13 protein-coding genes are annotated in these 14,826 nt (G+C 70.8%); 7 read left to right on the top strand and 6 right to left on the bottom strand.

The annotated features are described in order from the left end of the window. The first annotated feature begins 256 nt into the window (after positions 1-256). From SCNRRL3882_RS41000 to SCNRRL3882_RS30940, 4 genes are all read left to right on the top strand, one after another. Positions 257-409: a hypothetical protein gene (locus SCNRRL3882_RS41000; RefSeq protein ID WP_162501109.1), complete on the top strand. Its 153-nt coding sequence runs from the start codon at positions 257-259 to the stop codon at positions 407-409. 285 nt (positions 410-694) lie between these two features. After that, positions 695-1,642: a hypothetical protein gene (locus SCNRRL3882_RS30950; RefSeq protein WP_010039675.1), complete on the top strand. Its 948-nt coding sequence runs from the start codon at positions 695-697 to the stop codon at positions 1,640-1,642. 187 nt (positions 1,643-1,829) lie between these two features. Beyond that, positions 1,830-2,915, top strand: coding sequence for a LacI family DNA-binding transcriptional regulator (locus SCNRRL3882_RS30945; protein ID WP_010039672.1), 1,086 nt, complete (start codon positions 1,830-1,832; stop codon positions 2,913-2,915). Next, a complete protein-coding gene (locus SCNRRL3882_RS30940; RefSeq protein ID WP_010039669.1) occupies positions 2,896-3,801 on the top strand; it encodes a carbohydrate kinase family protein in 906 nt (301 codons plus the stop codon). The genes SCNRRL3882_RS30945 and SCNRRL3882_RS30940 overlap by 20 nt, the downstream gene beginning before the upstream one ends. Positions 3,802-3,882: 81 nt before the next feature. Here SCNRRL3882_RS30940 and SCNRRL3882_RS30935 read toward each other — a convergent pair whose 3' ends face one another. Beyond that, positions 3,883-4,746 (bottom strand): helix-turn-helix domain-containing protein, encoded by an 864-nt coding sequence (locus tag SCNRRL3882_RS30935; protein WP_010039666.1) that lies wholly within the window; start codon positions 4,744-4,746, stop codon positions 3,883-3,885. A 101-nt stretch (positions 4,747-4,847) separates the two neighbouring features. On the opposite strand from SCNRRL3882_RS30935, the gene SCNRRL3882_RS30930 reads away from it, so the two are divergent. Next, a complete protein-coding gene (locus SCNRRL3882_RS30930) occupies positions 4,848-5,411 on the top strand; it encodes a YceI family protein (RefSeq protein WP_010039664.1) in 564 nt (187 codons plus the stop codon). Between the two features lie 64 nt (positions 5,412-5,475). Here the strand turns inward: SCNRRL3882_RS30930 and uvrA are convergent, their stop codons facing one another. Beyond that, positions 5,476-8,499, bottom strand: a complete 3,024-nt coding sequence (uvrA, locus tag SCNRRL3882_RS30925; RefSeq protein ID WP_010039662.1) for an excinuclease ABC subunit UvrA — start codon at positions 8,497-8,499, stop codon at positions 5,476-5,478. 223 nt (positions 8,500-8,722) lie between these two features. Between uvrA and SCNRRL3882_RS30920 the strand changes: the two genes are divergently transcribed. Both SCNRRL3882_RS30920 and SCNRRL3882_RS30915 read left to right on the top strand, forming a co-directional pair. Then, positions 8,723-9,412, top strand: coding sequence for a maleylpyruvate isomerase family mycothiol-dependent enzyme (locus SCNRRL3882_RS30920; RefSeq protein WP_029181149.1), 690 nt, complete (start codon positions 8,723-8,725; stop codon positions 9,410-9,412). A gap of 35 nt (positions 9,413-9,447) precedes the next feature. Then, positions 9,448-10,104 (top strand): MBL fold metallo-hydrolase, encoded by a 657-nt coding sequence (locus SCNRRL3882_RS30915; protein WP_010039656.1) that lies wholly within the window; start codon positions 9,448-9,450, stop codon positions 10,102-10,104. A 237-nt stretch (positions 10,105-10,341) separates the two neighbouring features. Here the strand turns inward: SCNRRL3882_RS30915 and SCNRRL3882_RS30910 are convergent, their stop codons facing one another. From SCNRRL3882_RS30910 to SCNRRL3882_RS40900, 4 genes are all read right to left on the bottom strand, one after another. Further along, positions 10,342-11,427 carry a terpene synthase family protein gene (locus SCNRRL3882_RS30910; protein ID WP_010039654.1) on the bottom strand — a complete coding sequence of 362 codons (1,086 nt, stop codon included), beginning with the start codon at positions 11,425-11,427 and terminating at the stop codon, positions 10,342-10,344. 52 nt (positions 11,428-11,479) lie between these two features. Then, a complete protein-coding gene (locus tag SCNRRL3882_RS30905) occupies positions 11,480-12,553 on the bottom strand; it encodes a polyprenyl synthetase family protein (protein ID WP_010039653.1) in 1,074 nt (357 codons plus the stop codon). A gap of 47 nt (positions 12,554-12,600) precedes the next feature. Beyond that, the gene (locus tag SCNRRL3882_RS30900; RefSeq protein ID WP_231911187.1) at positions 12,601-13,971 is read right to left on the bottom strand and encodes an ABC1 kinase family protein; all 1,371 of its coding nucleotides are present in this window, start codon (positions 13,969-13,971) and stop codon (positions 12,601-12,603) included. Between the two features lie 512 nt (positions 13,972-14,483). Further along, entirely contained in the window at positions 14,484-14,624 is a 141-nt protein-coding gene (locus SCNRRL3882_RS40900; protein WP_158688410.1) for a hypothetical protein, read from the bottom strand. Between the last annotated feature and the right edge of the window lie 202 nt (positions 14,625-14,826).

Raw genomic sequence — 14,826 nt, 5'->3', positions numbered from 1 at the left:
CACCCTACTGGCGAGCACCGACAGCCCGGCGGGGCGGCGGGACACGATCACGGGCTCGGCGAGGGGCGGTTTCCAACGGCATGCCCCGCCCGGGGTTACGGCACGCCGGGAGCGGGAATGCAGGCTTCCCACGGGGACACGGCGACGTCCGGCGGGCGGAGTCCGTGTCGGTGCAGGCACAGGTTGTCGGTGCGGACCGGCCGTTTCGGCGCGAAACGGGCGGGCCACGGGTCGGAGGGCTGCGCAGATGAAGCGGATGCGGATCGAGAAAACCCGGCGGGCCGTCCGTGCCCGCCGGTACGCGGACGAACCGTTCGCGCTGCACGACGCCCTCGACCCGCGCGACCCCGACATAGTGCGGGCCAAGCGCTTGGCCGTCGAGGAACGGGGCGGAAGCGACCGCTCATAGACAGGACACCGGCCTCGGTGGAGGCCGGGGTCACCGCCAGCACAGACCGCCCGGGGCGCCATGCCCCGGGCGGTCGCGTGTCTGGCCGGGTCCGGCCGGGAGTACGTCACTGTCCGGCATCAGGTGTTGTCGGGACCAGGTCAACACGCTTCAATGCGGGGGAACTCGGGACCCCTGAACGACGGCGTACGGATGTGAAGACCTCCCCTGCGCCGGCGGGACGGTCCCGGGCGGCCCGCGCGAACGGTCTGACCAGCCGTCGCCGACTCACAGAGAGGCCCCTGCATGCCGCACGCCCCACAGCACGCGGACGTCGCCACCGCGGAACTGGACTCGGTTCTGCGCGGCGGCCCCTTCCACGTCGCCCTGCGTGCCGCGATCGCCGCCCGCGGGCTGCCGCTGCAACGCGTGCAGCACCATCTGTCCCGTCACGGGGTGAAGGTCGGCGTCACCAGCCTGAGTTACTGGCAGCAGGGGGCCAGGCGCCCGCAGCGCCCCGAGTCCCTGCGGGCCGTGCGCGCGCTGGAGGAGATCCTGGAGCTTCCCGAGGAGTCGCTGATCCGGCTGCTCGCCGACTCCGGCGAAGGCCCGTCCGGGCAGCGGTCCGCGGCCCGCTCCTACCGCTCCCTCGTCGAGGCCTCCGGGGTCCTGGACCAGCTGTTGGCCGAGCTGGACTGCCCACCGGACGGCGGTCTGCACACCCTCGGGCACCACGAGCGGCTGCGGATCGGGGCGCGGCGCGAACTGGCCGAGCGGGAGTCGCACCACATCGTGCGCGCCCACCGGGACGGCGTCGACCGGTTCGTGGCCGTCCACCACGGCGACCGGGGAGCCGCACCGGAGCGGATGAGGGTGCACGCGCTGGAGAACTGCCGCACGGGCCGCGTTCGTTGGCATCGGGACACGGGCGTGCTCGCGGCCGAGCTGCTCTTCGACACCCGGCTGCGGGCCGGCGACACGTTCCTGTTCCGCTACGGCGTCGAGGACGGCACGGCGGGTGTGTCGCACGAGTACCTCCGCGGCTTCGACTCCCCCGGCGGCCAGTACGCGCTCCAGGTGTGCTTCGACGCGGCGGCCCTCCCGGCGCGCTGCCACCGTTTCACCCAGCACTCGGCGGCGGCCCCGCGCACCGGCTGCCAGGACCTGGCACTGAGCGGCCGGCACCGGTCCGTGCACCTGGTCGAGCCGCGGGTGCGGGCCGGGTTCCTGGGGATCGGCTGGGACTGGGAGTAGACCCCGAGGGCGACTGCGACTCGCCCTCTCTCTTCTGGCCTCTGCCCCGTGGATCTGGCCTCTGCCCCGTGGATCTGCCCTCTGCTCCGCGCCCTCAGGGTTCACGTAAACGCTTGCGTAAGCGTTTACGTATGCCGTCGGATGCGATACGTTCCCGCCGGGACCTGACAGAGGAGGCGGGAGAAGCATGGCGACCATGGCCGACGTGGCGCGCAGCGCCGGAGTCTCCGTGGCGACCGTCTCGCACGTCCTGAACGGCACCCGGCCGGTGCTGCCGCACACCCGCCAGGCGGTCCTGGACGCCGTGGAGGAGCTCGGCTACACGACGAACACGCTGGCCCGTTCCCTGGTGACGGCCCGTACCCGGTCCATCGGGCTGGCGGTGTCGGCGATCAGCAACCCGTACTTCACGGAGATCCTCCAGGGCGTCGAGGCCAGTGCCCTGGAGCACGGCTACAGCCTCCTGATCGCCGATCCGCACGACGACCCGGAGCACGAGCGCAAGGTCGTCCAGCTGCTGCACGAGCGCCGGGTGGACGGCATGATCGTCGCGCCCTCCGCGGAGCCGCGCGGGCTGCTCGCCTACCTGGGGCGGCACGACGTACCGGCCGTGCTCCTCGACCGGCTGGTGGACGCCCCGGACGGCGGACCGCGTTTCGACCAGGTCTGCGCCGACAACGCCGAACCGACGTCCCGGCTGGTCGCCCATCTCGCCGGTCTCGGTCACCGGCGGATCGGGCTGGTGGCGGGACGGCCGGGGCTCAGCACCACGAGCGAGCGGATCACCGGGTACCGGACCGGCCTCGCGTTCGCGGGGCTGCCGTACGACGAACGGCTCCTGGTGCACGGCGACTCGGAGTCGGCCGGTGCCGAACAGGCCACCGCCGCCCTGCTGTCCCTCGCCGTGCCGCCCACCGCGCTGGTCACCGCCAACAACGCCATGACCATCGGGGCCCTGCGTGCCCTGCGCGCGCACGGCCTGTCCGTGCCCGGCGACATCGCGCTGTGCTGTTTCGACGACTTCGCCTGGGCGGACCTGTTCTCGCCCCGCCTCACCGCGATCGCGCAGCCCAGCAGGGACATCGGCGCCCAGGCCGTACGGGTGCTCCTGGAACGTCTCGCCGAGCCGGACCGGCCCGCCCGGACCGTGCGGCTCCCCTGCGCCTTCGTCCACCGCACGTCGTGCGGCTGCCCCGAGGGGGCCAGTCCGCGCGGCTTGAGCAGCACGAGCAGTCCGAGAGAGGAACCGTCGCATGATCGTCGTCGCCGGTGAGGCACTGATCGACCTGGTACCGCGGGGCACGGGTGCCCTGGCCGCGCTCCAGCCGGCGCTCGGCGGCGGCCCGTACAACACGGCGGTCGCGCTGGGCCGCCTCGGCTCCCCCGCCGCCTTCTGCTCCCGGGTGTCGTACGACGCCTTCGGGGAGGCCCTGCTGGACCGGCTGCGGGAGACCGGGGTGGACGTGTCGTCGGTGCAGCGCGGCACCGAGCCCACGACCCTCGCCGTCGCCACGGTCGGCGCGGACGGCTCGGCGGCGTACTCCTTCTACGTCGACGGAACTGCGGACCGGCTCTTCACGGCTCCCTCCGCGCTGCCGCCCGGCACCCGGGCCGTCTCCTTCGGGACCTGCTCGCTGGTGCTGGAGCCGGGGGCGAGCGCCTACGAGGAGCTGATGCGTGCGGCGGCCGCGCAGGGTGTGTTCACCGCGCTGGACCCGAACATCAGGGCCGGCCTGATCCCGGACGCGGACGCCTACCGGGCGCGGTTCAAGAGCTGGCTGCCGTCGGTGTCGCTGCTGAAGCTGTCCGAGGAGGACGCCCGGTGGCTGGGCGGCACACCCCAGGAGTGGCTGGCGGCCGGCCCCGCGGCGGTCGTGATCACCCGGGGCGGCGACGGGCTGACCGCCTACACCGCCAGTGGCGAGTACGCGGTGCCGGGTGAGCGGGTGGAGGTCGTGGACACGATCGGCGCGGGCGACACGGTGAACGCGGCGCTGCTGCACGGGCTCGCGGCACGCGACGCGCTCAGCACTCAGGCGCTGGCCGCGCTGGGGTCCGACGGCTGGACGGGGCTGCTGGGCTTCGCGGCCCGTGCGGCGGCGGTCACCTGCTCCCGGGCCGGAGCGGAACCGCCGTACGCGTACGAGCTCGAAGGCTGACACCTCTCACGATCAGCGCTGGAGGGCTGACACGTCTCACGGTCCGCACGGACGGCAGGGAACGCGTCCCGTACGCGTCGCTCAGCCGGCCTCCCCCACGGCCCGCAGCCCGCCGGGGCGACGGCCGTTGAGGCGGTCCAGGGCGGCGGCCGTGGCGTCGTCCGCGGGCAGGTGGACGATCACGCGCTGGCCGTCGTCGGGCAGCGCGAACGTCTCGTGCAGCAGGCGCAGCGATCCGGCCTCCGGGTGCTCGATGTGCTGGGAGCCCGTCGGCCGCGGTGCCACGGCCAGGTCGGCGAACCGGTCGGCGAACTCCGCCCCGGCCGTCACCGTCAGCTCGTCGGCAAGTTCGGCGACGTACGGATCCCGCAGCGGGACCTCGTGCCGGAGCTGGGCGACCAGGTCGTCGGCCACCCGGTCCCAGTCCCGGTAGGCGCTGCGGGCCCGTTCGTCGGTGAACAGATAGCGGAGCAGGTTGGGCGGCTCGTCGTCGAGCAGGCCGAGGGGCCCGGCCAGCCGCTCGTATCCCGCGGTGTGGGCGAGGACGTCGCCGATCCAGTTGACCACCAGGGCGGGGGCCGGTTCGAGGCGGTCGAGCACGGACCGGACCGTGGGGCGTGCCGTGCGGCCGAGCGACGGGGCCGCCGCGCAGAGCAGCGGGTCCCCGCCGTCCGCCTCCTTGGTCAGGCGGCGCAGCAGCATCCGGTCGGCGAGAGACAGGTTCAGGACGTCGGCGAGGGCACCGAGCACCTGGGCGGAGGGGTGACGGTCCCGTCCCTGTTCCAGCCGGGTGAGGTATTCGACGCTGATGCCGGCGAGCGTGGCCAGCTCGGAGCGCCGCAGGCCCGGGGTGCGGCGGCGCGGACCGGTGGGCAGGCCCACTTCGGCGGGGCTGACGGCTTCACGCCAGGTGCGCAGGAACGTGCCCAACTCGTTGTCACTCACCCGCCGAACGTACCCCGCCCGCGCGCGGGGAGGGTGTCCCTGCCACTACCAGGCTCCGGCCGGTCTCCCTCCCGGGCCGCACGCCCCTCAGGGTGGAGGCCATGACGAATGACACCGCTACCGCCGCTACCGCCACCGCCCTGCCGCTGGCCCCGGGGAACTGGGCCCTGGACCCGTTCCACTCCTCCGTGGGCTTCACCATCCGCCACCTGGGCATCGCCAAGGTGCGGGGGCGCTTCGAGCGGTTGGAGGCCGACCTGTTCGTCGGGGAGCGCGTCGAGGACGTACGGGTCACCGCGACCGTCGACCTGGCCTCGATCGACACCGGCAACGCCGACCGGGACGCGCATGTCCGCGCCTCCGACCTGCTCGACGTCGAGAAGCGCCCGACGATGACGTACCGCTCGACGCGTGTGTCGGGTGAGGGTGAGGACTGGACCATGGAAGGCGAGCTGACGATCGGTGAGGTGACCCGCCCGGTGACGCTCGCCGTGGAGTTCGGCGGGCTGGTCGATGTGCCCATGGACGGCAGCCGGCACGCCGGGTTCGAGGCGACGGGTGAGATTCGGCGCAGCGAGTTCGGGCTCGACTTCGCTCCCGGTCTGCTCGGGGAAGTGGTGAAGATCCAGCTCGACATGCAGTTCGTGGAGCCGAAGAACGCCTGATCAGTACGCCGACGCGCCGTGCCCCCAGGGAGTTCCCGGGGGCACGGCGCGTCGGCGTGAGACGTCAGCCCTTGGTCGTCCGCGTCGTCTTCTTCGCGGCGGCCTTCGTGGACTTCGCCGCTGTCTTCTTGACCGCGGTGCTGTCGACCGTCCTGGTGGCGGTCTTCTTCGCCCTGGTCTGCGCCGGGACCGTCTTCTTCGCCGCCGCCCTGCGCGGGGCCTTGACCGAGGACGCGTCGCTGATCCGGTCGGCGCCGAGGGTCTCGCGCAGGAACTTGCCGGTGTGGCTGGCCGGGACCGCGGCGACCTCCTCGGGCGTGCCCTCCGCGACGACCAGGCCGCCGCCGGCGCCGCCTTCGGGACCCATGTCGACGATCCAGTCGGCGGTCTTGATCACGTCGAGGTTGTGCTCGATGACGATGACCGTGTTGCCCTTGTCGACCAGTCCGGACAGGACCGTCAGCAGCTTGCTGATGTCCTCGAAGTGCAGACCGGTGGTCGGCTCGTCGAGGACGTAGACCGTGCGGCCGGTGGAGCGCTTCTGCAGCTCGCTGGCGAGCTTCACGCGCTGCGCCTCGCCGCCGGACAGGGTGGTCGCGGCCTGGCCGAGACGGACGTAGCCGAGGCCGACGTCCTTCAGCGTGTTGAGGTGCCGGGCGATCGCGGGGACGGCCTCGAAGAACTCCGTGGCCTCCTCGATCGGCATGTTCAGGACGTCGGCGATGGACTTGCCCTTGTAGTGGACCTCCAGGGTCTCCCGGTTGTACCGGGCGCCGTGGCAGACCTCGCACGGGACGTAGACGTCCGGGAGGAAGTTCATCTCGATCTTGATGGTGCCGTCACCCGCGCAGTTCTCGCAGCGGCCGCCCTTGACGTTGAAGGAGAAGCGGCCGGGCAGGTAGCCGCGGACCTTCGCCTCGGTGGTCTCGGCGAACAGCTTGCGGATGTGGTCGAAGACGCCGGTGTACGTGGCCGGGTTGGAGCGCGGGGTGCGGCCGATGGGCGACTGGTCGACGTGTACGACCTTGTCGACGAGGTCGTCGCCGTCCACGCGGGTGTGCCGTCCGGGCACGTTCCTCGCGCCGTTCAGCTCGCGGGCCAGGTGCGTGTACAGGATGTCGTTGACCAGGGTCGACTTGCCGGAGCCGGACACGCCGGTGACGGCGGTGAACACGCCCAGCGGGAACGAGACGTCGATGTCCTGGAGGTTGTTCTCCCGGGCGCCGTGCACCGTGAGCTGCCGGGACGGGTCGATCGGGCGCCGGATGTCGGGCAGCGGGATGACCTTCTTGCCGGACAGGTACTGACCGGTCTGCGACTCGGCGTTGGCGAGCAGCTCCTTCAGGGAGCCGCTGTGCACGACCTTGCCGCCGTGCTCACCGGCGCCGGGGCCGATGTCGACGACCCAGTCGGCGGTCTTGATCGTGTCCTCGTCGTGCTCGACGACGATGAGCGTGTTGCCCATGTCGCGGAGCCGGACCAGGGTCTCGATCAGCCGGTGGTTGTCGCGCTGGTGCAGGCCGATGGACGGCTCGTCGAGGACGTAGAGGACGCCGACGAGGCCGGAGCCGATCTGGGTGGCCAGGCGGATGCGCTGGGCCTCGCCGCCGGAGAGGGTGCCTGCCGCGCGGTTCAGCGAGAGGTAGTCCAGGCCGACGTCGACCAGGAACCGCAGCCGTTCGTTGACCTCCTTCAGCACGCGCTCGGCGATCTTCTTGTCGCGGGCGGTGAGCTTCAGCTCGCCCAGGAAGTCCGCGCAGTCGCTGATGGACATCGCGGAGACCTCGGCGATGGACTTGTCCATGATCGTGACCGCGAGGACGATCGGCTTCAGGCGCGTGCCCTCACAGGTGGGGCAGGGCACCTCGCGCATGTAGCCCTCGAAGCGCTCGCGGCTGGCGTCGCTCTCGGCCTCGCTGTGCCGGCGCTTGACGAAGGGGACGGCGCCCTCGAAGGCCGTGGTGTAGCGGCGCTCGCGCCCGTAGCGGTTGCGGTAGCGGACCTCGACCTGGGTCTTGTGGCCGTGCAGCAGGGCCTTCTTGGCGCGCTGCGGGAGGCCCGCGAAGGGGATGTCCGTACGGAAGCCCAGGGCGTCGGCCAGGGCGCCGATGAGGCGGCCGAAGTAGTCCTTGGTGTGGCCGTGCGACCAGGGATGGATGGCGCCGTCGTCGAGGCTCTTGTCCTCGTCCGGGACGATCAGCTCCGGGTCGACCTCCATGCGCGTGCCGATGCCGGTGCAGTCCGGGCAGGCGCCGAAGGGCGAGTTGAAGGAGAAGGACCGGGGCTCCAGCTCCTCGAAGGAGAGGTCGTCGTACGGGCAGTAGAGGTGCTCCGAGTACATGCGCTCGCGCTCGGGGTCGTCCTCGGGGAGGTCGACGAAGTCGAGCACGACCATGCCGCCGGACAGGCCGAGGGCGGTCTCGACGGAGTCGGTGAGACGGCGCTTGGCGCCTTCCTTGACCGTGAGGCGGTCGACGACCACCTCGATGGTGTGCTTCTCCTGCTTCTTCAGCGTGGGCGGGTTCGACAGCTGGATGGTCTCGCCGTCCACCCGCGCGCGGGAGTATCCCTTGGTCTGGAGGTCGGCGAAGAGGTCGACGAACTCGCCCTTGCGCTCGCGCACCAGCGGCGACAGCACCTGGAAGCGGCTGCCCTCGGGCAGCTCCAGGACCCGGTCGACGATGGCCTGCGGCGACTGGCGGGTGATCGGGCGGCCGCACTCGGGGCAGTGCGGCTTGCCGATGCGCGCGAAGAGCAGGCGCAGGTAGTCGTAGACCTCGGTGATCGTGCCGACCGTGGAGCGCGGGTTGCGCGAGGTCGACTTCTGGTCGATGGAGACGGCCGGGGAGAGGCCCTCGATGAAGTCGACGTCCGGCTTGTCCATCTGGCCGAGGAACTGCCGGGCGTACGAGGAGAGGGACTCCACGTAGCGCCGCTGTCCCTCCGCGAAGATGGTGTCGAAGGCCAGCGAGGACTTGCCCGACCCCGACAGGCCCGTGAAGACGATGAGCGAGTCGCGCGGGAGGTCGAGCGAGACGTTCTTGAGATTGTGCTCGCGCGCTCCACGAACGATGAGACGGTCGGCCACGCCGGTCCGCACCTTTCTTGAGAGAAGTGACAGGGGCGGGGCCCCCGTGCTTTCTCAGACTAGGGGGAGCCACTGACAACGCCGGTCGGATTCACGGGTTGCCAACAAACCCCGGCTCTCCAGCATGCCCGACGTCACGTCCGACCATATAGCACGCGCATTCGATTACCGGCACTCCTTCACCACCTTCACCCGAAGGTGTGGCGGAGCTAGGGTCAGCATCATGATTGATCACGGTCATGACCTGGCGTCTGTACATGCCGCTACGGAACGGCTGCTCACCGCAGTCGGCAAACTGGACAACGCCTCTGTGACGCAGCCGTCACGGCTTCCCGGCTGGACCCGGGGCCATGTGCTGGCCCACCTCGCCCGCAACGCGGACGCTCTCGTGAACGTCCTCGAGGGCCGTCCCATGTACGTCTCCGGCGAGGCCCGGGACGCCGACATCGAGCGGGACGCCCCGCGCCCCCTCGACGTCCACCTCACCGACCTGCGCGAGAGCGCGGCCCGCCTGCAGGAGGCCGGGGCCGCTCCGGCGGACTGGTCGCGCACGGTGGAGCTGCGGGGCGGGGTCACGGACTCCGCGTCCCGGGTTCCGTTCCGGCGGTGGGTGGAGGTGGAGCTGCACCACGTGGACCTGGGGATCGGGTACGAGCTGGAGGATCTGCCGGCGGAGTTCACGGAGCGGGAGATCGCCTTCCTCGCCGACCGGTTCGCCGGCCATCCCGACGTCCCGCCCACGCGCCTCACCGACGGCACGCGCGCGTGGCGCACCGGACGGGAGCACGGCGACGGGCCCGAGGTGCGCGTCACGGGCTCCCCGGCCGACCTGCTGGGCTGGCTCGCCGGCCGCCGTTCCGGATCCGCGCTGACGGTGGACGGCGGCAGGCTTCCGGCGCTGCCCCCGCTGTAGGGTCCGGGCCACTCCCCCGCTATAGGCTGGCGCACATGACGTACAGCGGACAGGTGACGGTCGGCGGGCCCGCCGACGTGCACGAGCTCAAGGACCTGATGATCACCAAGATCGCGGTCGGTCCGATGAACAACAACGCCTATCTGCTGCGCTGCCGGGCCACGGACGAGCAGTTGCTGATCGACGCCGCGAACGAGGCGGAGACGCTGCTCGGCATGATCGGTGACGACGGCATCGCGTCCGTCGTCACCACCCACCGGCACGGCGACCACTGGCAGGCACTCGCCGAGGTCGTCGCGGCCACCGGCGCCCGCACCTACGCGGGCCGGGACGACGCCGACGGCATCCCGGTGCGGACCGACGTGCTGGTCGACGACGGCGACACCATCCGGGTGGGGCGCGTGGAGCTCACCGCGCGCCACCTGGTCGGGCACACGCCCGGTTCGATCGCCCTCGTCTATGACGACCCCCACGGGCATCCCCATGTGTTCACCGGCGACTGTCTGTTCCCCGGCGGTGTGGGCAACACCCACAAGGACCCCAAGGCGTTCGCCAGTCTCATCCACGACGTGGAGACCAAGATCTTCGACGTCCTCCCGGACGAGACGTGGGTCTACCCGGGGCACGGCAACGACACGACGCTGGGCGCGGAACGCCCGCAGTTGCCGGAGTGGCACGCGCGCGGCTGGTGAGGGGCCGCGCGGGGCGCACGCTTGTAAAGCAGTGGGCCGCGCACGCGCCCCGTGTGAATCATTCGCACACACCGGTGTCGTTCGTACGCTCCCCCCGCACGTAGTTGCGCAGTCAACTGGTAGCAGCCCCGCGCAGGATGACGGCTCCTGGGCGGACGGGCCGCCGGTCTGTCGATCCCCGCCCTCGACCGGCGGCCCCGGCGACCGCCGAGGCGCGGGCACGAGGATGATGTCCGTCTAGAAGCCCGGGTCCTTCCACCACCACGCGATGGAGGGGAGGTGGCGAGGGTCCTGTCGGCTGGTGCGAGGGGTGTCCGTCCAGAGGCTGGTGGCTGTCTGGGCGGGAATGCGGTACCGGGGAGCGGGGCCGGGATCGCTTCGCGTGAGGTAGCGCGGGACGTGCAGTCCCCATTCGATGTTGCCGCGGATGCCGTGTCCGAGGTCGGTGAGGTAGTGGCGCAGCGGTGCGCTGGCGCGCGGTGTGATCAGGTCGCGCAGGCTGAGGAAGCGCTCCAGCACTGCGTCGCGCAGGGCGATGGCCTCCTCGATGGCTTGCGGGAGGGAGTAGTGGTGGTGGGCCATGAGGACGCTGATGATGTTCTGTCCGGTCTGCCGGCGGCTGATCTCCCGCGCGTGGGAGTGACGGTCGTTGTCGAGCGCGGCGACCAGAATCGCCATTTCGGTCAGTGCGCAGACCGCGGGTGAGTCCATTTCGCGGTCCGGTACGTCGAGGCCGTTGGCGATTTCGAGCATGGCGTAGGTGGGTTCGCCGCCGGCTGAGTGAAGCCGCATGGTGAGGTAGTCGTCGAGGTCGGGCATGTGGCCCGTGGCGCGGTTGCCGATCTGCCACTGGACGCCGGTGAGCCACGCTCGGTGGGCATGGTGGAAACGGCGGTTCTGAACGGGGCCGGCGGACGCGCGGAAGAGCTCCCCGATCTCGTGCAAGGCTGCCGCGTAGGGATCGGCGCAGTGCAGCGGACCCGGTACCTCCAGGGCGCGCTGGACCGAGAAGGCCATGGAAGCGAACGCGGCGGGATCGGTGGCGAAGGGCCCCTCGTCGCAACGGGCGTCATCGAACGCGAAACCCCAGTAGACCCAGCACGCTGTGATCCACAGCCGCTCCAGGTCGGCGTGCGGGGCGAAGCGGGCGTAGAAGTCGGCGCTGCGGGTGCCGGCGAATCGGGCGCGTTCGGCGTCACTGCGGCACAGGCCGCTTCGGTGGACCCATGCGAGCGCACGTCGCTCGGCCTCCTCGGCCTGCGGGTGGACGGCGGGTTCGATGGGGCAGTAGAACGGTGGGGTGTCGACCGTGGTGGCGGCCACCGGATCTCCTCTCTTCCGGGAGTGACACGCGGCCTCGTGCGACGCAGAGCGGTCAGGCGGTGCGGACAACGGCACGGGTCGCGATGTGGCGCAGGGCGTGGAGGGTCTGCGGGGAGAGCATCGTGCTGTCGAGGGCGCGCAGCGCGGCCTCGTACCGCTCGCTGATCATTCCTTCGACCATGTCCCGGGCACCGGTGCGCTGGAGGATGTGGCGGACCCGCGCGGCGCCCTCGGCGTCGAGGTCCGGTCTGCCGATGTGGGCTTCGAGCGTCCGGCGCTGGTGCGGCGTGGCATGTCTCAGGGCGAGGGCCATCAGCACGGTGGCCTTGCCCGACCGGAGGTCGTCGAGGACCGGCTTGCCGGTCAGGGCGGGATCGCCGAAGACGCCGAGGAGGTCGTCGCGGAGTTGGAAGGCCTCACCGAGGGGCAGCGCGTATGCCGTGCACAGGTCGAACAGCTCTCTGTCGGCACCGGCGAGGGCGGCTCCCAGGTGCAGGGGTCTTTCGACGGTGTACTTGGCGGTTTTCAGCCGGGCGATGGCCATGGCGTGTTCGACGTCGTCGGTGGGCCCCCCGGTGGCCATGAGGTCCAGGTGCTGGCCCAGGAGGACCTCGCCGCGCATGGTGTCGATCAGCGGCAGGACGGTGTCACGTTGCCGTGTGGTCAGACCGGCCGTGTGCATCAGTGCGTCGGAGCAGGTCAGAGCGAGGTCACCGAGGAGGATGGCGGCATGGATGCCGAAGACGTCGGCGTCCGGCCTTGCCCGGTGCCGGGCGGCGAAGGCCCGGTGGGCGCTGGGGCGGCCCCGGCGGGTCTGACTGCTGTCGATGATGTCGTCATGGATCAGCGCGAAGGCGTGGAAGATCTCCAGGCTCGCCGCCGTACGCCACAGGGCCTCCTCACCGTCGCCTCCGCCCGCGGCCTGCCAGCCCAGGACACACAGCAGCGCCCGGATGCGTTTGCCGGGAGCAAGGACGAAGTCCCTCAGCGCCTGGGCCAGCTCGTCACCGCATCCCCGCTGGGACGGCACGGTGGAAGGCGGGCGGCGCAGGAAATCGGCCAGGACGGTGTCGACACGGTCGCGGATGGCGTCGAGGTCGAGCGCCTCGGTGAGGTCTGTACTCATCGGGTTTCCTCAGCACTGTCGGGACTGAGCGAAGTCCGGCGTCGGGGTCACCGGTCTTTGGCGTAGTGGTTCCAGAGCATGGCGGTGGCGAGCGCCAGTGACATGTCCGTCGCTGCTCTGCGTCGGCCGGCGGAGCGGTCCGTCGAGTGGGACCCGTTGAGCGTCATGCGCATGCTCAAGTCCCGGTTGGACAGGTCTTTGGTGATTCCCCGTAGCTGCTGGGGCGCGGCGGTCCCGGCCGAGATCACTTCCAGGGCGGTACGCACGGCCTGCTGAGGGGAGAGGGACTCCTTGACGAGGTCGGTGACGATGCCGACCAGTTCCTCGGAGAAGACGTCGATGAGGGAAAGCTCCGGGCACAGGTGCCGGATGGACCCCTCGATGTTGGCGAAGGACTTGCCCAGGATGGAGACCATCGGGCTGGTACGGATGCCGCGGCGTGTGGAGTGCTGCAGAACGGCGGTGAGCGTCACACCGAAGTTCAGCTCTTCCAGGGAAGCTGTCGCGATCTGCGGTACGAGCGCGGCCATGTCGCCCGCGAACGCCGAGGTGTTCGACCACGGGGTGGCGCTCCCCATGTCGATCCAGGCCCGGGCGGTGCCGGCTCCGTCGTTCATCGCCAGGTTGAGCAGCATCAGCAGGATGCTGTTGCTCATGGGCCGGTCGATGCGTCCGACCATGCCCCAGTCGATCACGGTGGCCGGGTGGCCGGGTGCGACGAAGATGTTCCCCGGGTGCGGATCGGCGTGGAAGGTGCGGTCGACGAAGTAGCCGCGGTACATGAAGGCGAGGAGATCCTGCCCGATGGCCTTGCGTTCCTCGGCGCTGAAGGCGTCCTTGTCCGCCTCCCGGATCGGCGCACCGGGGGCGAGGCCCTGCACCAGGACCTGTCCGGTGGCCTTGAGTACCTCGGGCACCGCGACGTACTCGAAGTCCGCTGCGGCTCTGGCAGCCTCGGTCATGTTCCGGGCTTCCATCACGAAGTCGAGCTCGGGCCGCATCGCGTCGAAGACCACGTTCAGCATGGCCTCGATGTCGATGACCTCGTTGAAGCGCCAGGCCCGGCGGGACACGGAGCGTGACAGGGTGCCCATGAGCTTCATGTCCGCACTGACCGTCTCGCGTACGCCGGGCCGCTGGATCTTGACCGCGACCGGTCGGCCGGACGGCAGCTCCGCCCGGTACACCTGGGCCAAGGAGGCCGTGCCCAAGGGGTGCTCGGTGTCGATGTCTCGGAATTGCCCGGCCCACCCCGGCCCCAACTCGCGCCGGAGGACCGGCTCGAAGTCGCTGAAGGGGGCGGGTGACGCCCCGTCCTGGAGCTTCTCGAACTCGTCGATCATCTCAGGGGTCACGATGTCGGGCCGCGTGGCCAGCATCTGTCCGACCTTGATGTAGAAGGGTCCGAGACTTTCCAAGGCATGACGGATGTTGCGGGCCCGACGTACGGCCCGTTGGTCCTCGCCGCTCGCCGTCCTGCCTGAAGGCGTGACAGTCAGCGCCGCTTCCTGTCGGGCCAGACGCGCGAGCGCCCGCATCAGCAGACGTCCCCGAACCGCGCTCACCGGCCCTGCTCCCGCCCACGGCGGTCCACAGCTCCTGACCCGGCCGCCCTCTCCGGTCGGCGCCGCGGAGGGCGGGCCGCCGGAGGATCAGCGTGCATCACGGATGCGGTCGATACGGTCGGCCAGACGCGCCACCTGGTCCTTCAGGGCCCCCACGTCCTCCGCCTCGCGTGAGCGCGGCACCGGTGCTCCTCCGTCTCCCGGGTGGTCCGACCCTCCCCACCGCCTGTCCATGCGCCCCCGTAGGAGCTCCAACTGGTCCTTCAGCGCGGCGAGATCGTCGTGGTCCCCGGAGGGGTCACCGACGGAACGGGAACGCGGCCTCGACCGGGAATCGGACGCGTAGGGCTCACCTTCGTCCGGCCTCAGCCGGTGATACCCGTCGTCACCACGGCGGCCGCCACGACGAGGACCGCCGTCACGACGACGGCGGCGACCGGGTCGGCGGTCCCAGTCGTCGTCGCAGTCGTCGTCCCAGTCGCAGTCGTCGTCGTAGTCGTCGTCATCCAGGGCCCGACTCACCGAGCGCCGCACACCACATTCGAAATCCCCTGCTCTGTCCAGCGCATCGTCCACGAGGTCCTCCGTGGCGCGCACGATCTTGCGCAACGCATGACTGAACGATGTACGGGAATTGCGACGGGACATGGCACGTACCCTTTCCGGGAATTCGGCAGAAAACCTATCCACCGGCCTGACGCATACAGG

This window comes from Streptomyces chartreusis NRRL 3882 (assembly GCF_900236475.1).
GTDB lineage: Bacteria > Actinomycetota > Actinomycetes > Streptomycetales > Streptomycetaceae > Streptomyces > Streptomyces chartreusis_D.
Note: the sequence above shows the minus strand (reverse complement) of the source record. Positions and strands in the feature narration are given on the sequence as shown.